The sequence below is a fragment of the Delftia sp. HK171 genome, assembly GCF_001886655.1.
Lineage (GTDB): Bacteria > Pseudomonadota > Gammaproteobacteria > Burkholderiales > Burkholderiaceae_C > Comamonas > Comamonas acidovorans.
The window spans coordinates 1,631,134-1,650,606 of sequence record NZ_CP018101.1; the positions used below are offsets into that span (position 1 = coordinate 1,631,134).

At 67.2% G+C, this 19,473-nt stretch carries 17 protein-coding genes; 15 read left to right on the forward strand and 2 right to left on the reverse strand.

Features of this window, described 5'->3' with window-relative positions; translation table 11 throughout:
* Nucleotides 1–84: 84 nt before the first annotated feature.
* Complete coding sequence (locus BO996_RS07370) at nt 85–828, reverse strand: pseudouridine synthase (protein ID WP_012203381.1); 744 nt, start codon at nt 826–828, stop codon at nt 85–87.
* 53 nt (nt 829–881) lie between these two features.
* Nucleotides 882–2,552: an MBL fold metallo-hydrolase gene (locus tag BO996_RS07375; RefSeq protein WP_071954405.1), complete on the reverse strand. Its 1,671-nt coding sequence runs from the start codon at nt 2,550–2,552 to the stop codon at nt 882–884.
* A gap of 115 nt (nt 2,553–2,667) precedes the next feature.
* On the opposite strand from BO996_RS07375, the gene dapF reads away from it, so the two are divergent.
* The 15 genes from dapF to mraY all read left to right on the forward strand — a co-directional run bounded on the left by dapF (nt 2,668) and on the right by mraY (nt 19,470).
* A complete protein-coding gene (dapF, locus tag BO996_RS07380; protein ID WP_013804117.1) occupies nt 2,668–3,528 on the forward strand; it encodes a diaminopimelate epimerase in 861 nt (286 codons plus the stop codon).
* The gene (locus tag BO996_RS07385; RefSeq protein WP_012203384.1) at nt 3,525–4,238 is read left to right on the forward strand and encodes a DUF484 family protein; all 714 of its coding nucleotides are present in this window, start codon (nt 3,525–3,527) and stop codon (nt 4,236–4,238) included. Before dapF ends, BO996_RS07385 begins: the two co-directional genes overlap by 4 nt.
* Nucleotides 4,239–4,252: 14 nt before the next feature.
* Nucleotides 4,253–5,344, forward strand: coding sequence for a tyrosine recombinase XerC (locus tag BO996_RS07390; protein ID WP_071954406.1), 1,092 nt, complete (start codon nt 4,253–4,255; stop codon nt 5,342–5,344).
* A gap of 134 nt (nt 5,345–5,478) precedes the next feature.
* Complete coding sequence (locus BO996_RS07395; protein ID WP_013804115.1) at nt 5,479–6,594, forward strand: CobW family GTP-binding protein; 1,116 nt, start codon at nt 5,479–5,481, stop codon at nt 6,592–6,594.
* A 531-nt stretch (nt 6,595–7,125) separates the two neighbouring features.
* Nucleotides 7,126–7,620: an RNA polymerase-binding protein DksA gene (dksA, locus tag BO996_RS07400; RefSeq protein ID WP_012203387.1), complete on the forward strand. Its 495-nt coding sequence runs from the start codon at nt 7,126–7,128 to the stop codon at nt 7,618–7,620.
* A 45-nt stretch (nt 7,621–7,665) separates the two neighbouring features.
* Nucleotides 7,666–9,447, forward strand: coding sequence for an STAS domain-containing protein (locus BO996_RS07405; RefSeq protein ID WP_071954407.1), 1,782 nt, complete (start codon nt 7,666–7,668; stop codon nt 9,445–9,447).
* A 124-nt stretch (nt 9,448–9,571) separates the two neighbouring features.
* The gene (hslV, locus tag BO996_RS07410) at nt 9,572–10,117 is read left to right on the forward strand and encodes an ATP-dependent protease subunit HslV (RefSeq protein WP_012203389.1); all 546 of its coding nucleotides are present in this window, start codon (nt 9,572–9,574) and stop codon (nt 10,115–10,117) included.
* 117 nt (nt 10,118–10,234) lie between these two features.
* A complete protein-coding gene (gene hslU, locus BO996_RS07415; protein WP_170962086.1) occupies nt 10,235–11,554 on the forward strand; it encodes an ATP-dependent protease ATPase subunit HslU in 1,320 nt (439 codons plus the stop codon).
* A gap of 368 nt (nt 11,555–11,922) precedes the next feature.
* On the forward strand, nt 11,923–12,351 hold the full coding sequence (mraZ, locus tag BO996_RS07420) for a division/cell wall cluster transcriptional repressor MraZ (protein WP_012203391.1): 429 nt from the start codon (nt 11,923–11,925) through the stop codon (nt 12,349–12,351).
* Between the two features lie 15 nt (nt 12,352–12,366).
* On the forward strand, nt 12,367–13,296 hold the full coding sequence (gene rsmH / locus BO996_RS07425; RefSeq protein WP_012203392.1) for a 16S rRNA (cytosine(1402)-N(4))-methyltransferase RsmH: 930 nt from the start codon (nt 12,367–12,369) through the stop codon (nt 13,294–13,296).
* A gap of 37 nt (nt 13,297–13,333) precedes the next feature.
* Nucleotides 13,334–13,618 (forward strand): cell division protein FtsL, encoded by a 285-nt coding sequence (ftsL, locus tag BO996_RS07430; RefSeq protein WP_012203393.1) that lies wholly within the window; start codon nt 13,334–13,336, stop codon nt 13,616–13,618.
* Nucleotides 13,615–15,363: a peptidoglycan D,D-transpeptidase FtsI family protein gene (locus BO996_RS07435; protein WP_013804112.1), complete on the forward strand. Its 1,749-nt coding sequence runs from the start codon at nt 13,615–13,617 to the stop codon at nt 15,361–15,363. Before ftsL ends, BO996_RS07435 begins: the two co-directional genes overlap by 4 nt.
* On the forward strand, nt 15,360–16,889 hold the full coding sequence (locus tag BO996_RS07440; RefSeq protein ID WP_071954408.1) for a UDP-N-acetylmuramoyl-L-alanyl-D-glutamate--2,6-diaminopimelate ligase: 1,530 nt from the start codon (nt 15,360–15,362) through the stop codon (nt 16,887–16,889). The genes BO996_RS07435 and BO996_RS07440 overlap by 4 nt, the downstream gene beginning before the upstream one ends.
* Nucleotides 16,886–18,301: a UDP-N-acetylmuramoyl-tripeptide--D-alanyl-D-alanine ligase gene (locus BO996_RS07445; protein WP_071954409.1), complete on the forward strand. Its 1,416-nt coding sequence runs from the start codon at nt 16,886–16,888 to the stop codon at nt 18,299–18,301. Before BO996_RS07440 ends, BO996_RS07445 begins: the two co-directional genes overlap by 4 nt.
* Nucleotides 18,292–19,470, forward strand: coding sequence for a phospho-N-acetylmuramoyl-pentapeptide-transferase (gene mraY / locus BO996_RS07450; protein ID WP_012203397.1), 1,179 nt, complete (start codon nt 18,292–18,294; stop codon nt 19,468–19,470). The genes BO996_RS07445 and mraY overlap by 10 nt, the downstream gene beginning before the upstream one ends.
* The last annotated feature ends 3 nt before the right edge of the window (nt 19,471–19,473 follow it).

Here is a 19,473-nt window from a genome sequence, read left to right on the forward strand (position 1 = left end):
GAAGGCAGCACGGGAATCCTGCATTCTATGAAATGATTCTCATTTGCCGAATGTGCTGCCCGCCGCGCACCCGGCAATGCCGGCCTAGAACCGCTCCCAGGGCATCAGGTAGCGCCACTGGCCTTCGGGCACCTTGGCCAGAGAGAGGCGGCCAATGCGCAGGCGGCGCAGGCTGACCACGCGCAGGCCCACTTCGGTGCACATGGCGTCGATCTCGTCGGGCGCGATGCCCTTGAGCGCAAAGCGCAGATGGTTCTCGTTCTGCCAGCTCACGCGGCAGGGCGGCAGCTGGCGCTTGCCGATCGGCAGACCGGCCTTCATCAGCTCCAGGCCGTCCTCGTGGATCTGGCCCTCGACGCCGACGATGCATTCCTGCTCCAGCCACATGCCTTCCTCGCCCAGCTTGCGCGCCACGCGCTTGTCCTGGGTGTAGACGATGAGGCCGCTGGCTGGCAGCGGCAGGGGCAGGAAGGATTCCAGGTTCTTGAAATGCTGGGCCAGCACCAGCAGCGGCATGGGCGTGTCCACCTGGGCCATGCTGGCTTCGCCCAGCAGGGAGTGGGCGCTGCGCACCCGGCCATAGGGCCGGCCCTGGGTATAGCCCGCAGGCTTGTTCATCAGCAGGGTGACGGGCGGCACGGCCTCGGGCTGGGCGCCGCTGCGCAGCGTGACCTGCTGCTCGGGGCGCACGCGCGTCTCGGGCAGTTGCACGACCTTGCCGTCCACCTGGACGTTGCCGGCGGTGATATGCAGTTCGGCCTCGCGGCGCGAGCATTGTTCCTGTTCGGCCAGGCGCTTGGCCAGGCGAACGCTTTCAGATTCAGACATGCGCGCAGCTTAACCAGATACCAGGCCCCGCGCGCGTCGTCGGTCATTGCCGGTCATTGCCGCCCGCACAGCGCACGGATGCGCTCCACATGCGCCAGCAGCGAGCGCTCGGCAATCGGCCACAGCTGCGGCGGGGCGTCGTCATAGGCCAGCCGCACCCAGTCCTGCACGCTGCCGTCAGGCTGTTTTTGCATGGCGGCCAGCACCTTGGCCTCGCGCGCCAGCCGGTGGGCCTTGAGCTTGGCGATCGCCTGGCGCGCAAAGCCCAGCACATAGCCATGGGCCGGCAGGATGAAGCGCGCATCGTGCGCGGCGCACAGCGCGTCGAGCCTGTCCAGCGAATCGATGTAGTCGCGCATGTTGCCGTCAGGCGGATCGATGATGGTGGTGCTGCCATTGAGGATGTGGTCGCCGCTGAACAGCAGGGCGTCTTCCTCCAGCACAAAGCACACATGGTTGGCCGCATGGCCGGGCGTGAACACGGCCTGCAGGGTGTGGGTGGTGCCGCCTTGCGCATCCTGCAGCACGATGCGCTGGCCGTCGGTCAGTGCGTAGTCGGGGGTGAAGCGGCTGGCCGGCCGGGCCGTGGGCGCCGAGGGCAGGCCGCCAATGGCGGGCCTGGGCCTGCCGGCCTGCACGGCCAGCGCCTGCAGCAGCGCGGCGCCCGGCGAGTGGTCGGCATGGGAATGCGTGCACAGGATGTGGCGTATGTCGCCGCCCGCCGCATCGAACAGGCGCTGCACATGGGCGGCGTCGGCCGGGCCGGGGTCGATGGCGGCGTAGCCCGTGGCGGCATCGCCCACCAGATAGCTGTTGGTGCCGGGGCCGGTCATCACGCCGGGGTTGGGTGCCGTCAGGCGCAGCAGGTTCTTGCGCAGTGGCACGGCGCGCTCGCTCTGCCAGTCCAGCGTGTGCAGGATCTGGCCGTCCGGGCAGACCATTTCCAGCTCGCCGAAGGGGGCCTCGTCCTCCATGTGGCGGGCTTCCTTGCCATTGAGAAAGCCGGTGCGCGGGCAGCACTGCCACAGCGGCTGCTCGCCTTGCAGGGCGGCGAACACGGCATCGGTGCCGGCAAAGCGGCTGAGCCGATCCAGCGTGCGGATGGTGGGGAAGATCATGGGGAAGCTGCCCGCGCGGTGGCGCTCCAGCGCTTCCTGCGGGCGCACCCAGATGGGCTCGAACTGTTCCGACCCGTCGGCGTCGGGTTCCTGGTCTTCGGGCATGCGCGCCACGAAGAAGGGCACATCGAAGCGCCGGGGCTGGTCGCGGTCGGCCGTCCAGTGGGCCAGGTACCACAGCGCATCCACGGCCAGGCGCAGGCCGCGTGCCTCGCACTGGGGCACCAGCGGCGCCTTGCGGTCCAGCGTGGCCAGTTCGGCGGCGGATACCGGCCGACCCAGGGCATCGTGGGCCAGCAGGATGCCGAGTTCCTCGAAAGTCTCGCGCAGGCCGGCGATGGCCTGGGTGATGCGCAAGGCATCAGCGGCCTGGGCGGGGCGGGTGTCGGCGCAGGCATGGGCAGCCTCGGCCGCGTCCTGGGCCTCGATGCCGCCGCCCGGGAAGACATAGGCGCTGGGCACGAAGCTGGCCTTGGGCGAGCGCCTTGTCATGAGCACTTCCAGTCCGCTGCCGTCCACGCAGTCGCGCAGCAGCAAAACGGTGGAGGCCTTGAGCGTGTCTACGGGCTGGCGCTGGGGGTGCAGGAGCTGGCTGGGGCGGGTCATGGGGGCATTATGCGGATTGGCCCGCCCGCCGCTGTTGCGCAAGAGACGCAAGTACTGCTGCGGGGCATGGCCCCGGATTGCGCCATGAGGCTGCCGTGCAGGGGATAATCGCCGGATGCAGATCCGCTTTACCAAGATGCAGGGCGCTGGCAACGATTTCGTGGTCCTCGACGAAACCGCCGGCCCGCTGGGCCTGAGCGCAGCCCAGTACCGCTTCCTCGCCCATCGCCAATTCGGCGTGGGCGCCGACCAGATCCTCACGGTGCGGCCCTCGCCCGCCGAAGGCATCGATTTCGAATATGTGATCCACAACGCCGACGGCGGCGAGGTCGAGCAGTGCGGCAACGGCGCGCGCTGCTTTGCGCGCTATGTGCACGACAAGGGCCTGACCGGCAAGTCCGTCATCCGCGTGCAGACGCTGGCCGGCCTCATCGCCCCCGAGCTGCATGCCGATGGCCGCGTCACCGTGGACATGGGCCAGCCCGTGCTGGAACCCTCCCTGGTGCCCTTCAATAGTGCAGACCTTGTGCCCCGCCCGCTGGGTGCGGCGCAGCAATGGCCCCTGCAGCTGGGCGACGAGGCCACGGTCTGGATCGCCCCCGTTTCCATGGGCAACCCGCATGCGGTGCAACTGGTGGACGATGTGGACCACGCCCCCGTGGCCACCTGGGGCCCGCTGATCGAGCGCCATGCGCGCTTTCCCCAGCGCGTCAATGCGGGATTCATGCAGATCGTCGATCGCGGCCAGATCCGGCTGCGTGTTTACGAGCGCGGTGCCGGCGAGACGCTGGCCTGCGGCACGGGCGCCTGCGCGGCCGTGGTGGCCGGCATTCGCTGGGGGCTGCTCGACGCGCGCGTCGATGTGCACACCCGCGGCGGCCGGCTGACCATCGAGTGGGACGGCGGCGCAGTGCGCATGACCGGCCCCGCAGAGTTTGTTTTTGAAGGACAGATCGAGGTTCCCGACCAGCCATGAACAGCACTACCGATATCGCCGTCACCGAAGAGACGATTGCCGACTACCTGCTGAACCATCCGGAATTCTTCGAGCGCCACGCCGAGATGCTCGCGCGTGTGCAGCTGGTCAGCAGCCACAGCCCGCGTACCGTCAGCCTGCAGGAACGCCAGGCCGAGATGCTGCGCGAGAAGATCAAGGGCCTGGAGCACCGCATCATGGACATGATGCGCCACAGCAGCGAGAACGCCTCCATCGGCGACAAGCTGCATGCCTGGAGCTGCGCACTGGCCAAGGTCCAGGACCTGCGCGAGCTGCCCCACGCGCTCACGGCCAGCCTGCAGCATGTCTTCGAGGTGCCCCAGGTGGCCCTGCGCCTGTGGAACGTCTCCGGCGCCCAGACCAGCAGCATCTACACCATGGGCGTCAGCGAGGACGCCAAATCCTTTGCGGCGTCGCTGACCATGCCGTTTTGCGGCCCCAACATGGGCTTCGAGCCCGGCGGCTGGCTGGTCGATCCCGATGCGGCCCAGTCCCTGGCCCTGCTCACGCTGCATGACGGCGACAGCATCAACCCGGCCAATGCCTTCGGCATGCTGGTGCTGGGGTCTCCCGATCCGCTGCGCTTCGAGGCCACCATGGGCACGGAATTCCTCTCGCGCATCTCGGCCCTGGCCAGCGCGGCCCTGTCGCGCATGCGGCCCGTGCCGCTGACCCTGGCGCGCGGCTGACCGGCTGAAAGCCCATGCCGGGAGCATCGGACAGGGACGGGCTCCCGGAAGGCGACCTTCCGGCAGAGGATCTGGCGGCAGAAAACCTGGCGATGCTCCCCGCCGCCGTCCATGCCTATCTGGAGCATGTGCGCGTGCAAAAGCGCCTGGCCGACCGCACCTGCGCACTCTATGCGCTGGACATGGCCCGGCTTTGCACCATGGCCCGCGACGCCGGCCAGGAGCTGCTGGCGCTGCAGCCCGCCCATATCCGCCGCTTCGTGGCCCAGATGCATTCCCGGGGCCGCAGCCCGCGCGGCATTGCGCTCATCCTGTCGGGCTGGCGCAGCTTCTTCCGCTGGGCAGCCCAGCAATCGCTGGTGCCCTTCAATCCCGTCGAGGGCGTGCGCGGTCCCAAGGCCCCCAAACCCCTGCCCAAGGCATTGGGCGTGGATGACGCCGTGCAGCTGGCCGCCTTCAGCAACGCCGACGCCGACCCCTGGATCGAGGCACGTGACGCCGCCATCACCGAACTCCTCTACAGCTGCGGCCTGCGCGTGGGCGAGCTGGTGGGCCTGGACGTGGCGCCCGGCCAGAACACGCAACGCCAGGGCCGTGGCTGGATAGATTTGCAGGCCGCCGACGCCCATGTGCAGGGCAAGGGCGGCAAGCGGCGCACCGTGCCCGTGGGCGCCGCCGCGCTGCAGGCGCTGCAGCGCTGGCTGGCCTTGCGGGAGACGGGCCTGGCTGGCGCGGCGGCCCGGGCGGCGCGGCAGGAGCCGGCGCTGTTCATTGGCCGGCGCGGCGAACGCCTGGGCGCGCAGTCGGTCTGGGCGCGGCTGCGCCAGCGCGGCCAGCAGGCCGGCCTGTCGGCCGGTGTCCATCCCCATGTGCTGCGGCATTCGTTTGCCAGCCACATGCTGCAGTCCAGCGGCGACCTGCGCGCCGTGCAGGAATTGCTGGGCCACGCCAGCATCTCGACCACGCAGATCTACACGCGCCTGGATTTCCAGCATCTGGCCCAGGCCTACGAGAGCGCCCATCCGCGCGCGCGGCGCCACAGTGGGGACGGCAGCGACAGTGGCGATGGCAATGGCGATAGCGATGAAAAGGGCGGCCTCCGATAAAAAAGGCCAAGCCCTCTGGCAAAACGGCACTTGACAGGCTCGCTAAACTTATTCGGAACGTCTTTTCGACAAGGCCCGTCCATGGTGGACGGGCCTTGCCGCTTCCCTTTGCTGAATTTTCTGAAAGCAATCCCATGGCACTGATTCCCGTCACCATCCTCACCGGCTTCCTGGGCTCGGGCAAGACCACGCTGCTCAAGCGCGTGCTCAGCGAGTCCCACGGCATGAAGATCGCCGTGATCGAGAACGAGTTCGGCGAAGAGAACATCGACACCGACATCCTCAGGACGGAGTCCAAGGAGCAGATCCTGCAGATGAGCAACGGCTGCATCTGCTGCACCATCCGCGAAGACCTGCGCGAAACCCTGCAGCTGCTGGCCGCCAAGCGCCGCAAGGGCCTGGTGGAGTTCGACCGCATCGTGATCGAGACCACGGGCCTGGCCGATCCCGGCCCCGTCGCCCAGACCTTCTTCATGGACGACGAGATCGCCGAGACCTATCTGATCGACTCCATCCTCACCCTGGTCGATGCCAAGCACGCCAACCAGCAGCTGGACGACCGCCAGGAGGCGCGCCGCCAGGTGGGCTTTGCCGACCAGCTGTTCCTGTCCAAGACCGACCTGGTCAGCGAGGACGAGAAGAACGCGCTCATCCACCGCCTCAAGCACATGAACCCGCGCGCGCCCATCCGCGCCGTGCATTTCGGCGAAGTGCCCCTGAACGAAGTCTTCGACCTGCGCGGCTTCAACCTCAATGCCAAGCTGGACATCGATCCTGACTTCCTCAAGGAAGACGATCACGACCACGGACATGACCATGGCCACAAGCATGAGCATGACGAGCACTGCGGCCACGACCATGGCCATGAGCACGACGAGAACTGCGGGCACGACCACGCCCATGACCACGAGCATGGCGAGCACTGCAAGCATCCGCACCACCATCACCACGATGACGACGTCAAGAGCTTCGTCTACCGTGCCGACCGTGCCTTTGACCCTGCCCGCCTGGAGGACTTCCTGGGCGCCATCGTCAACATCTACGGCCCGCGCATGCTGCGCTACAAGGGCGTGCTGAACATGCAGGGCACGGAGCGCAAGGTCATTTTCCAGGGCGTGCACCAGCTCATGGGCAGCGACCTGGGACCGCAGTGGGCCGAGGGCGAAAAGCGCCAGAGCAAGATGGTCTTCATTGGCATCGACCTGCCCCAGGACATCTTCCTGCAGGGCCTGGAGCAGTGCCTGGTCTGAGTTTTTTGTGAACCTTTGTGGGCAATCGGATGGCTTTTTGCTGACATCTGAATGACACAGGGGCCGCCCGCATGCGTGGGCGGCCCCTTTGCATTCCTGTGGGGTATGTGCAACGGCTTGCGCTCCTGTAGAGCATCGATACAATCGCGCCCCTGAAGAGAGCCCCCAAGCCCAATGGACTGCCCCGCAGGGGTCGCCCATACCGTGAGGAGACAGCAAGTGAGCGCCGAATCCAGCAAGAAGCCGTCAGTGGCCGCACCGGCCCCGGCTGCAAGCCAGAAGGCCGCGGTCCGCACTGCGGTCGGCGTTGCCGACCTGGTGTCCCTTGCTGACCGCAAAAGGGCTCTTTGCACGCACGGCCGCCGCACGGCCTGGATTGCCGCACCCCGCCGCACGGGGAAGCCGGCAGGTTCCGCAACTGCGGCGATCGGCTGTCCTACACGGCATTCGACCCGGGCGCCCCGATTGACAGTACCATCCATGGCCCCGTCCGAAGCCCTCGGCGCGGACTAAGTTAGCGAAACCAACACTATGCCTACCACTACGCAAACGCCTTCGTCGGGATCGACGAAACGAGACCCCAAGCTGGCCAATGCCTGGAAGACCAAGTCGGTGGAAGAACTGACGGATGCCGAAGTGCTGGCCATGTCGGATGACGAATACATGAATGAGAAGCAGATGGCGTTCTTCCGCCTCAAGCTGCTCACTCTCAAGCACGACATGCACACCAACGCGGGTGAGACGGCAGAAAACCTGCGCGAGGACACCGTGGTGGTTCCCGATCCGGCCGACCGCGCCACCATCGAGGAAGAGCATGCGCTGGAACTGCGCACGCGCGACCGCGAACGCAAGCTGCTCAAGAAGATCGAGCAATCCATTGCACGCATCGACGCGGGCGACTACGGCTACTGCGACGAGACCGGCGAGCCCATCGGCGTGGGCCGCCTGCTGGCCCGCCCCACGGCCACGCTGTCGCTGGAAGCCCAGCAGCGCCGTGAGCTCAAGCAGAAGATGTATGGGGATTGAGTTGCAGCAACGGCCTGCAGGCCGTCGGTGCTAATCTGACTCGCCATGGCAAAAGAAGAGAGCAGCAAATCGGGGGGGTTGTTGTCCAAGGTGGTGCGCTTTGTGCGCCACCCTACGGTCAATTGGTCCGACCTCGACGGCCTGGACGGGGAGCAGGAAAGCCAGTACAGCAAGCAGGCGCTCAAGGAAATGATCGAGCGCAAGCGCCGCAACGATTTCGTGCGCAAGCGCGAGTTCGACCAGCTGCGCCGCCTGCGCCAGGCCGAGCTGCAACAGGCCTCCAGGCCGGGCAGCGCACCGGTCGGTGTGCCCGGCCCCGCCGCGCAGGGCTCGCAATTTCTCAGCAGCCTGCTGAGCTCCAAATCCTCCGGTGAACGCGCCGTCACGCTCAAGAAGATCGACGAGATCGAGGCCCAGATGTCCCAGCAATGGTGGCGGGGCAAGCAGGCGGCCGATGCAACCACCATTCCCATGGCGCTGCCTGCGGGTGGCAACCCCGCTCCGGCCTCGTTTCGCAAGCAGCCGCCGCCGTCTGGGCAGATTCCCATGCTCAGCGACGTGGTGCCGCCGGCCATTGCCTCGGCCGGCGACGTGGCGGCCTTTGCCACTACCTTGCCCATGAGCCTGGCGCCTGCGCCGCAGGTGCCCTCCGTCTCGACGGCTCCCATCATTGACCCCATGCCCATGGCCCGCCCCCTGCGGCCATTGGAGGGGGCGACCGATTTCCTGCCGGCCTTCGCGGCCACCGAGGTCTCTCCGCCGCAGCCCATGGACATGGTGCCGCCCTGCTTCGTGGTGTTCGAGCACGATCCCGACCTGGAAGAGCCGGCCATCCTCTTTGCCAATGGCGATGTGGATGGTGCCGAGCAGGGCATGCTGGAGCTGATAGACCGGCGCGATGTCCCCGCGCAGCTGCCGGTGTGGCTGGCCTTGCTGGACCTGTACCGTGCGGCCGACCGCCCGCTGCAGTTCGACAAGGCGGGCATCGAATTCGCGGCGCGCTTTGGCCGCTCCGCTCCCCAATGGTTTGCGATGCCGCAACAGCGCACCGCCCCCGTGGTGTCCATGCCGGGCGCAGCGGCCGGGCGTGGCTGGCGCTGGAGCGCACCTGCACAGATCACGCCGAGTGCCGTGACGGCGCTGAAGGCCTCCCAGGCCAAGGCTTCCAGCCCCTGGACCCTGGACTGGGCTGCCGTGGCCGGCATCGACGATGCGGCGGCCACGCCCCTGGAGGCGCTGCTGCAGCAATGGGCGGGCTCGCAGGGCGTGTTCGTGCTGCTCAATGCGGACCGGCTGCTGGCGCTGCTGGGCACGCTGGCTCCCTCGGGCGATTCCAGCGTGGATACGCTGTGGTGGCGGTTGCGCATGGCGGTGCTGCGTTTGATGAACCGGCAGGATGATTTCGAGCTGGTGGCGCTGGACTACTGCGTCACCTATGAGGTCTCGCCTCCCTCGTGGGTGGACCCGGTCTGCCAGTGCCTGACGCAAGCCATCGAAACCGAGGGCGCGGACGCGCCCCTGCAGGCAGGCATTGCTGCCACGGCGGACGCCGTGCGATTTGCGCTGGCCGGCACCATTGAAGGCGATGCCTCCACCTGGCTGGACCCGGTGCAGGAGGGGGCCAGCCTGGGCGAGCCCGTGTTCATCGACTGCACCCAACTGGTGCGCATGGACTTTGCGGCGGCCGGCTCCGTGCTCAACTGGGCTGCCCACATGCAGTCGCTGGGCCATGTGCTGCAGTTCGGCCAGCTGCACCAGCTGGTGGCGGTGTTCTTCAACGTGATCGGCATCCAGGAGCACGCGCAGGTCACTCCACGGCGGGACTGATCCCGCCGCGCGGCGGCTGCGCCACACCCCTTGCGGCAGGACGGCGCACCCGCCGCGAAGAGCGCGGGGGCATTCTTTGAGCAGACCCTTGAGAAGGCCGCCTTCGCCCTCATCTGGCACCGCTATGGAACAGTATCACGGCACCACCATCATCAGCGTGCGCCGGCAGACCCCCGAAGGCGTGCAGGTCGCCATCGGTGGCGATGGCCAGGTCACATTGGGCAACATCGTCGTCAAGGGCACCGCGCGCAAGGTGCGCAAGCTCTACCACGGCAAGGTGCTTGCCGGCTTTGCCGGCGCCACGGCAGACGCCTTCACGCTGTTCGAGCGCTTCGAGGCCAAGCTGGAAAAGCACCAGGGCCACCTGACGCGCGCAGCCATCGAGCTGACCAAGGACTGGCGCACCGACCGCGTGCTGCGCCGTCTGGAGGCCATGCTGGCCGTGGCCGACGCATCGGCCTCGCTGATCATCACCGGCAACGGCGACGTGCTGGAGCCCGAGCAGGGCATCGTGTCCATCGGCTCGGGCGGCGCCTACGCGCACTCTGCGGCCAAGGCGCTGCTGACCAATACCGAGCTGTCGGCCGAGGAGATAGTGCGCAAGTCGCTGGCCATTGCCGGCGAGCTGTGCATCTACACCAACATGCACCACACGGTCGAGACGCTCTGACACCCGCGCGGCGCCGGCTTGCCCAGCAGGCCGGCGATCGAAACGCACGGCATTGAAACTCACAGTCGCCAGCGGCCAGGCAACGGGGCTGGCGGCGCAATGCATCGAATACACACCATGTCCTCTGCCATGACCCCCCAGGAGATCGTCTCCGAACTGGACCGCCACATCGTCGGCCAGGCTGGCGCCAAGCGCGCCGTGGCCATCGCGCTGCGCAACCGCTGGCGCCGCCAGAACGTGGCCGACGGCCTGCGCCAGGAGATCACGCCCAAGAACATCCTCATGATCGGCCCCACAGGCGTGGGCAAGACCGAGATCGCGCGCCGCCTGGCGCGGCTGGCCGATGCCCCCTTCATCAAGGTCGAGGCCACCAAGTTCACCGAAGTGGGCTACGTGGGCAAGGACGTGGATGCCATCATCCGCGACCTGGCCGAGGTGGCCGTCAAGCAGACGCGCGAGGCCGACATGAAGAAGCTGCGCCTGCGCGCCGAAGACGCGGCCGAGGACCGCATCCTTGACGTGCTCGTGCCCCAGGCCCGCAGCGGCGAGGTGGCCGCCGACAACACGGCACGCCAGGTTTTCCGCAAGAAGCTGCGCGAGGGCCAGCTCGACGACAAGGAAATCGAGATCGATGTCGCCGACGCGCCGCCCCAGGTGCAGATCATGGGTCCCCAGGGCATGGAAGAGATGGCCGAGCAGCTGCGCGGCATGTTCAGCCACATGGGCCAGGAAAAGCGCAAGACGCGCAAGCTGCGCATTGCCGAGGCCATGAAGCTGCTGACCGACGAGGAAGCGGCAAAACTGGTCAACGAGGAAGACGTGCGCACCCGCGCCATCGCCAATGCCGAGCAGAACGGCATCGTCTTCATCGACGAGATTGACAAGGTGGCCACGCGCCAGGAAACCAGCGGCTCCGACATCTCGCGCCAGGGCGTGCAGCGCGACCTGCTGCCCCTGGTCGAAGGCACCAGCGTCTCCACCAAGTACGGCGTGGTCAAGACCGACCACATCCTGTTCATCGCCTCGGGCGCCTTCCACCTGTCCAAGCCCAGCGACCTCATCCCCGAGCTGCAGGGGCGCTTCCCGATCCGCGTGGAGCTGGACTCGCTGTCGGTCCAGGACTTCGAGGCCATCCTAACCCAGACCCATGCCTCCCTGGTCAAGCAGTACCAGGCGCTGCTGGCCACCGAAGGCGTCACGCTGGAATTCACGCCCGAAGGCATCACCCGGCTCGCCGGCATCGCCTTCGATGTCAACGAGCGCACCGAGAACATTGGCGCCCGCCGCCTGTCCACCGTGCTCGAGCGCCTGCTGGACGAGGTCAGCTTCGACGCGGCCAATCTGTCGGGCCAGACCATCTCCATCGACGCGGCCTACGTGGACCAGCGTCTGCAGTCCCTGAGCCAGGACGAAGACCTCTCGCGCTTCATCCTCTGAAACGGGCCGGCTGCCGCGCAGCCGCCACCGAAGTGACTGCCCGCATTGCCGGGCAGTCACTTTTTGTAGGAGGGTTGCCCGAGTTGCAACCGGTCGCCGGCGAATTGAATCGTTGCAATTGCGTGCAGGCTTTGAGAGATCACTTGCAGTCAGTCCTCTAAGTACTTGTAAAGCCAGGGATTTTTGTCACCACTCACATTGCATTCGGCTTCTAAGTTGTTGATTTCATTGCAAATAATTGTCCATTCCCGGGTTGTGAAACACCAAATTGCTGCTACAGTGCAAAAAAGTGCAATTAAGTGGTGAAAGTTGCCTTTGTGCCCCGATTTCCGGGACGCGATGGCTCCAACCGACCGGGGTGACTGACCGTGTTTCAAGGGGCGTCCTCGCTGAATCTCGATGGAAAGGGGCGGCTGTCTGTGCCGACCCGGCATCGTGACGCCCTTGTGGCCATGGCCCAGGGCCAGGTCACCCTCACCAAACATCCCCACGGTTGCCTGATGCTGTTCCCGCGCACGGAGTGGCTGCAGTTTCGCGAGCGGATCGCGCAGCTGCCCATGTCGGCGCAGTGGTGGAAGCGCATCTTCCTGGGTAACGCCATGGACGTGGACATGGATGCCACCGGCCGCGTGCTGGTGTCGCCCGAGCTGCGTGAAGCCGTGGGTCTGACCAAGGAGGTCGTGCTGCTGGGCATGGGGAACCATTTCGAGCTGTGGGACAAGGCCACTTATGAGGCACATGAAGCGAAGGCCATGCAGGAAGAAATGCCTGCGGCCTTCCAGGATTTTGCTTTCTAGGAAAGAGGCGTTTTCTTGAATCAGCCGTTGCAACACATCACCGTTTTGCTCGACGAGGCCGTCGATGCGCTGCTGGACGGCGCCGCACAGCCCGTTGCCGGGCAATGGGTGGACGCGACCTTCGGGCGAGGCGGGCATTCCCGGCGCATCCTGCAGCGGCTGGGGCCGGATGGGGCCTTGCTGGCGTTCGACAAGGACCCGGACGCGATCGAAGAGGCAGCGCGCATCACCGATGCGCGTTTTTCGATTCGGCACGAAGGGTTTCGCCACCTCAGCGAGCTGCCGGCCGGCAGCGTGCAGGGCGTGCTGATGGACCTGGGCGTGAGCTCTCCCCAGATCGACAACCCCGAGCGTGGCTTCAGCTTCCGCTTCGAGGGTCCGCTGGACATGCGCATGGACACCACGCGCGGCCAGAGCGTGGCGGACTGGCTGGCGGAAGCCGATGCCCAGCAGATTGCGGAGGTGATACGTGACTACGGCGAAGAACGGTTTGCTGGCCCCATTGCAAAGGCGATTGTTGCTCGGCGCGAAAGCCAGGGGCCCCTTCGCAACACCGCGGAGCTTGCCGAGCTCGTGGCTGGCGCGGTCCGGACCCGCGAGGCTGGGCAGAACCCAGCGACACGCACATTCCAGGCTCTTCGGATTTTCATCAATGCCGAGCTTGAAGAGCTCGAACAGGCGCTAGAGGCCAGCCTGCGCGTGCTGGCGCCGGGCGGACGCCTGGTGGTGATCAGCTTCCACTCGCTGGAGGACCGCATCGTCAAGCAGTTCATCGCCAAGCACTCCAAGGAAGTCTATGACCGGCGCGCGCCCTTTGCCGTGCCCACGCCCATGCGCCTTGAAGCCCTGGGCCGCATCAAGCCCAGCGAGGCCGAGGTCGCCGCCAATGCGCGCTCGCGCTCGGCCGTGATGCGCGTGGCTCGCCGCACTGGGGTGCCTGCATGAAGCGCATGCACCGTCTGGCGCAAGAGGAGGGCGTGGCATGCTGCGCCTGAACCTCGTGCTGCTGCTGGCGGTGATGGCCAGCGCCATCTTCCTGGTGCACAACCAGTACGAATCGCGCCGCCTGTTCACCGAACTGGACCGTGCCGTGGCCGAGTCGCGCCGCCTGGCCACCGAGCAGCAGCGCCTGCAGGTGGAAAAGCGCGCCCAGGCCACGCCACAGCGCATCGAGGTCATGGCGCGCGAGCGCCTGCAGATGAAGCCGGCCACGCCGGCCATCGCCCAGTACGTCAATGACGATGCGCGCACCGGAGTGGCTCCATGACGCGCAGCGTGCTCTACACCTCTAGTCCCCTGCTGGCGTCCAAGACTCCCCTGTGGCGCAGCAAGATGATCGTGGCCATGCTGGGCCTGGGCTTTGTCGGCCTGGGTGCACGCGCGGCCTATGTGCAGGTGTTCGGCAACGACTTCTTCCAGCGCCAGGGCCAGGTGCGCTTTGCGCGCACGCTGGAGCTGCCGGCCAACCGCGGCCGCCTGCTGGACCGCAATGGACTGATCCTGGCCTCCAGCGTGCCGGCCGCCAGCATCTGGGCCATTCCCGAAGATGTCGAGCAGGACGACCCCGAGGTCAAGGCCAAGCTCAAGCAGCTTGCCGCGCTCATGGAGATGCCGCTGCCCGCGCTGATGGAAAAGCTGGCCGACGAGGACAAGACCTTCGTCTGGATCAAGCGCCAGCTCGACTGGGACGTTGGCCAGCAGATCCATGCCCTCAACATCAAGGGCATCTACCAGCGCAAGGAATACAAGCGCCAGTACCCGGAAGGCGAATCGGCCGCCCACATCGTGGGCTTCACCAATGTGGAAGACCATGGCCAGGAAGGCATGGAGCTGGCCTTCGACAAGGAGCTCGGCGGCAAGCCCGGCTCGCGCCGCGTGATCAAGGACCGCCTGGGCCGCGTGGTCGAGGGCGTGGGCGAGGAAGTGCCGCCTCAGGACGGCCGCGACATCCAGCTGTCCGTGGACAGCAAGGTCCAGTACTTCGCCTACCAGAAGCTCAAGGAGCAGGTCATCGCGCACAAGGCCAAGGCGGGCAGCGTGGTGGTCATGGATGCGCACACCGGCGAATTGCTGGCGCTGGCCAACTACCCCAGCTACGTGCCCGACAAGCGCAAGAACCTGACGGGCGAGCAGCTGCGCAACCGCGCCATCACCGACACCTTCGAGCCCGGCTCGACCATGAAGCCCATCACCATCGGCCTGGCGCTGGAGTCGGGCCGGTTCAAGCCGGAAACGCCCATCGACACCACGCCGGGCCGCGTCAACGTCACGGGCTCGACGATTTCCGACACCCACAACTACGGCCTGCTCACCGTGGCCGGCGTGATCCAGAAGTCCAGCAACGTGGGCACGACCAAGATCGCGCTGCAGATGCCGGCCAAGGAAATGTGGGAAACCTTCTCGGCCGTGGGCTTCGGCCAGAAGCCGCAGATCTCCTTCCCCGGCGCCGCCAGCGGTCGCCTGCGTCCCTACAAGACCTGGAGGCCGGTGGAGCAGGCCACCATGGGCTATGGCTACGGCCTGTCCGCCAGCCTGCTGCAGATGACGCGCAGCTACACCGTCTTTGCCAACGGCGGGCGCGTGATTCCGGCCACCATGGTCAAGACCGACGAGCCGCCCGTGGGCGTGCCCGTGTTCTCGCCGCGCACGGCCAACGAGGTGCGCAAGATGCTGGCCCTGGCGGCCGGCCCCGGCGGCACGGGCCAGCGCGCCCAGACCATCGGCTACTCGGTGGGCGGCAAGTCGGGCACGGCCCGCAAGCAGCAGGGCAAGGGCTATGCCGCCGGCAAGTACCGCGCCTGGTTCACGGGCATGGCGCCCATCGAGAACCCGCGCATCATCGTCGCCGTGATGGTGGACGAGCCCAGTGCAGGCACCATCTACGGCGGCACCGTGGCGGCACCCGTGTTCAGTGAAGTGGTGCAGCAGACGCTGCGCCTGATGGGCGTGCAGCCCGATATGGAAGTCAAGCCCTTGATCGTCGCCAACCCCGTGGAGGAGCCCTCGCTATGAGTTCCTCCCAAGCCCTGCGGGTGCTGTCCACGGCCACCGAGGCTGTCCAATGGCTGGCCGCCCGCCTGCAAGGCAGCGGCACGCTGCAGACCGACAGCCGCAAGGTCCGGCCCGGCGACGCCTTCATCGCCTGGCCCGGCGCGGCCACCGATGGCCGCGCCCATGTGGCCTCGGCCCTGGAGCGCGGTGCCATGGCCTGCCTGGTCGAAGCGCAGGGTGTCGAAGCCTTCGGTTTTTGCGGCGAGCACATCGCGGCGCTGCCCGGCCTCAAGGCCGCCACGGGCCTGATCGCCGACCAGTGGTTCCAGCATCCCAGCGCCCAGATCGACGTGCTGGCCGTGACCGGCACCAATGGCAAGACCACCACCGCCTGGTGGCTGGCGCACGCGCTGGCCCAGGTGAAGCTGCAGGAACGCAGCGGCTGCGCCCTGGTGGGCACGCTGGGCGTGGGCATTCCGCCCGCCATGGAATCCACGGGCATGACCACGCCCGACCCGGTGCGGCTGCAGCGCGCGTTCCGCGAGTACGCCGATGCGGGCCTGGCGGCCTGCGCCATCGAGGCCTCGTCCATCGGCATCGTCGAGCACCGGCTGGACGGCACGCGCATCCGCTTGGCGCTGTTCACCAATTTCACGCAGGACCACCTCGACTACCACGGCAGCATGCAGGCCTACTGGGATGCCAAGGCCGCGCTGTTCGACTGGCCCGGCCTGCAGGCCGCCGTCGTCAATGTGGACGACGCGCATGGCGCACGCCTGTGGGCCACGCTGCAGTCGCGCAAGCAGCCTGCCGCGCTCGACGTCTGGAGCATTTCCATCGAAGGCGCGGCGCGCCTGCAGGCCAAGGACATTGCGCTGGGTGCCGAGGGCCTGAGCTTCACCGTGATCGAGGCCGGCCACAGCCTGCGCATGCACACGCGCATGGTGGGCCAGTACAACGTATCCAACCTGCTGGGCGTGCTGGCCGCGCTGCGCTGCCTGGGCCTGACCCTGGACCAGGCCGTTGCGGCCTGCGCCCACCTGGAGCCCGTGCCCGGCCGCATGCAGCAGATCGTCCAGCCCGACCAGCCGCTGGTGGCCGTGGACTATGCCCACACGCCCGATGCGCTGGACAAGGCCCTGCGCGCCCTGCGCCCGGCCGCCGAGCAGCGCCGTGGCCGGCTGTGGTGCGTGTTCGGCTGCGGCGGCGACCGCGATGCCACCAAGCGGCCGCTCATGGGGCAGGCCGCCCAGAAGAATGCCGACTGTGTGCTGGTCACCAGCGACAACCCGCGCAGCGAAGTGCCCGAACGCATCATCGACCAGATCCTGGCCGGCATGCAGCCGGGCGAGAACCTGCAGTCCCAGGCCGATCGCGCAGCGGCCATCGCCCAGGCGATTGCGCACGCCAGCGAACGCGACGTGGTGCTGATCGCTGGCAAGGGACATGAGGACTACCAGGAGACGGCGGGCCAGCGCCATCCGTTCTCCGACATGGCCGAGGCGCACAAGGCGCTGGCGGCCCGCGAAGGAAAGAAGCGGTCATGATGACCTTGCAACAAGCGCTGGAGCTGATCCAGTCGCATATCCCCCAGGCACGGCTGGTCGGCAACGGCCAGACCGTGCTCACGCGCGTGCACACCGACACCCGCACGCTGCAGGCCGGGGATCTGTTCGTCGCCTTGAAGGGCGAGCGTTTCGATGCCAACCAGTTCCTGGACCAGGCCCGCGAGGCCGGCGCTGCCGCAGCCCTGGCCCATGGCGGCCTGGAGGCCGCAGGCCTGTCCGGCATCGAGGTGCCCGACTCGCTGGCCGCCCTGGGCGCGCTGGCCACGGCCTGGCGCGCGCGCTTTGCGCTGCCGCTGATTGCCGTCACAGGCAGCAACGGCAAGACCACGGTCACGCAGATGGTGGCCTCCATCCTGCGCGCCCATGCGGGCGAAGCGGCCCTGGCTACGCGCGGCAACTTCAACAACTCCATCGGCCTGCCGCTGAGCCTGATGCGCATGACCGCCCAGCACCGCGTGGCCGTGCTGGAGATGGGCATGAACCATCCCGGCGAGATTGCCGAGCTGGCCGCCATCGGCCAGCCCACGGTGGCCCTGGTCAACAACGCGCAGCGCGAGCACCAGGAATTCATGCACACGGTCGAGGCCGTGGCGCGCGAGAACGGCAGCGTGCTGCTGTCCCTGCCCGCCGATGGCGTGGCCGTGTTCCCGGCCGGCGACACCTACACGCCGCTGTGGCGCGAGCTGGCCGCTGCGCGCCAGTGCCTGCTGTTCGGCGAGTCTGCCGATGGCGCCCAGGTCCATGCGCGCGATGCGCTGTGGCTGGGCGATGCCTGGCAGTTCACCCTGGTCACGCCCGAGGGCGAGGCCCCGGTACGCCTGCACATTGCCGGCCGCCACAACGTGCGCAATGCGCTGGCCGCTGCGGCCTGCGCCCAGGCAGCCGGTGTGCCGCTGGCCGACATTGCACGCGGCCTGAGCGTGTTCGAGCCCGTGCAGGGCCGCTCGCGCGCACTGGGCGTTTCGGTGCAGGGCCGCACGGTCACCGTGATCGACGACAGCTACAACGCCAATCCCGACTCGGTGGCCGCGGCCATCGAGGTGCTGCGCGAACTGCCCGCTCCCCAGCTGCTGGTGCTGGGCGACATGGGCGAGGTCGGCGACCAGGGGCCGCAATTCCATGCCGAAGCTGGCGCGCTGGCGCGCAGCCTGGGCATACCCCGGCTGTTCACGCTGGGCGCGCAAAGCACATCCGCCGCCACCGCATTCGGTGCAGGTGCGCGGCATTTCGAAGACATGGCCTCGCTGCAGCAGGCAGCCTGTGCCGCGCTGCCCGAGGTGGGCAGCATTCTGGTCAAGGGTTCGAGGTTCATGAAGATGGAGCAGGTGGTTCAGGCGGTCGAGGCGGCCGGCAAGGATGACGGTTGCAAGAAGGAGGCCGCATGCTGCTGATGCTGTCCCAATGGCTGCAGGGCCTGTCCCCCGAGTTCGGCTTTCTGCGCGTCTTCCAGTACCTCACGATGCGCGCCGTGATGGCCGCGCTCACGGCCCTGGTCATCGGACTGCTGGCCGGGCCGCGCCTGATCCGCATGCTGACCTCGCTCAAGATCGGCCAGCCCGTGCGCGGCTACGGCATGGAGACCCATCTGGCCAAGAGCGGCACGCCCACCATGGGCGGGGCGCTGATCCTGCTGTCCATTGCCGTTTCCACGCTGCTGTGGTTCGACCTGTCCAATCGCTTCGTCTGGATCGTGCTGCTGGTCACACTGGGCTTTGGCACCATCGGCTGGGTGGACGACTGGCGCAAGGTGGTCAACAAGGACCCCGAAGGCATGCGCTCGGGCGAGAAATATTTCTGGCAGTCCGTCATCGGCCTGCTGGCAGCGCTGTACCTGGTGTTCTGCATTTCCGAGAACTCCAATGCCCAGGTCTTCGAGCTGTTCGTCACCTGGGTGCAGTCCGGCTTTGCGCTGGACCTGCCGCCCAAGGCGGGCCTGCTCGTGCCTTTCTTCAAGGAAGTCAGCTACCCGCTGGGCGTGCTGGGCTTCGTGATCATGACCTACCTGGTCATCGTGGGCGCCAGCAATGCCGTGAACCTGACCGACGGGCTGGACGGCCTGGCCATCATGCCCGTGATCATGGTGGGCTCGGCCCTGGGCATCTTCGCCTACGTCACCGGCAATGCCGGCTACGCCAAGTACCTGCTGTTCCCGCACATCCCGGGTTCGGGCGAGCTCCTGGTGTACTGCGCGGCCATGGCCGGCGCGGGCCTGGCCTTCCTCTGGTTCAACGCCCACCCGGCCCAGGTGTTCATGGGCGATGTGGGTGCGCTGGCGCTGGGCGCCTCGCTGGGCACCATTGCCGTCATCGTGCGCCAGGAAATCGTGCTGGCCATCATGGGCGGCATCTTCGTGGTGGAGGCACTGTCGGTGATGCTGCAGGTCACCTGGTTCAAGTTCACCAAGAAGCGCTATGGCCAAGGACGCCGCCTGCTCAAGATGGCGCCGCTGCACCACCACTTCGAAAAGAGTGGCTGGAAGGAGACCCAGGTCGTGATCCGCTTCTGGATCATCACCATGCTGCTGTGCCTGCTGGGCCTGTCCACGCTGAAGCTGAGGTGAGTG

Bases quoted from the DNA above. Each gene is read 5' to 3' on its own strand.
- BO996_RS07370 (WP_012203381.1), bottom strand. From the start codon at position 828: ATGTCTGAATCTGAAAGCGTTCGCCTGGCCAAGCGCCTGGCCGAACAG.
- BO996_RS07375 (WP_071954405.1), bottom strand. From the start codon at position 2,552: ATGACCCGCCCCAGCCAGCTCCTGCACCCCCAGCGCCAGCCCGTAGAC.
- dapF (WP_013804117.1), top strand. From the start codon at position 2,668: ATGCAGATCCGCTTTACCAAGATGCAGGGCGCTGGCAACGATTTCGTG.
- BO996_RS07385 (WP_012203384.1), top strand. From the start codon at position 3,525: ATGAACAGCACTACCGATATCGCCGTCACCGAAGAGACGATTGCCGAC.
- BO996_RS07390 (WP_071954406.1), top strand. From the start codon at position 4,253: ATGCCGGGAGCATCGGACAGGGACGGGCTCCCGGAAGGCGACCTTCCG.
- BO996_RS07395 (WP_013804115.1), top strand. From the start codon at position 5,479: ATGGCACTGATTCCCGTCACCATCCTCACCGGCTTCCTGGGCTCGGGC.
- dksA (WP_012203387.1), top strand. From the start codon at position 7,126: ATGCCTACCACTACGCAAACGCCTTCGTCGGGATCGACGAAACGAGAC.
- BO996_RS07405 (WP_071954407.1), top strand. From the start codon at position 7,666: ATGGCAAAAGAAGAGAGCAGCAAATCGGGGGGGTTGTTGTCCAAGGTG.
- hslV (WP_012203389.1), top strand. From the start codon at position 9,572: ATGGAACAGTATCACGGCACCACCATCATCAGCGTGCGCCGGCAGACC.
- hslU (WP_170962086.1), top strand. From the start codon at position 10,235: ATGTCCTCTGCCATGACCCCCCAGGAGATCGTCTCCGAACTGGACCGC.
- ftsL (WP_012203393.1), top strand. From the start codon at position 13,334: ATGCTGCGCCTGAACCTCGTGCTGCTGCTGGCGGTGATGGCCAGCGCC.
- BO996_RS07435 (WP_013804112.1), top strand. From the start codon at position 13,615: ATGACGCGCAGCGTGCTCTACACCTCTAGTCCCCTGCTGGCGTCCAAG.
- BO996_RS07440 (WP_071954408.1), top strand. From the start codon at position 15,360: ATGAGTTCCTCCCAAGCCCTGCGGGTGCTGTCCACGGCCACCGAGGCT.
- BO996_RS07445 (WP_071954409.1), top strand. From the start codon at position 16,886: ATGATGACCTTGCAACAAGCGCTGGAGCTGATCCAGTCGCATATCCCC.
- mraY (WP_012203397.1), top strand. From the start codon at position 18,292: ATGCTGCTGATGCTGTCCCAATGGCTGCAGGGCCTGTCCCCCGAGTTC.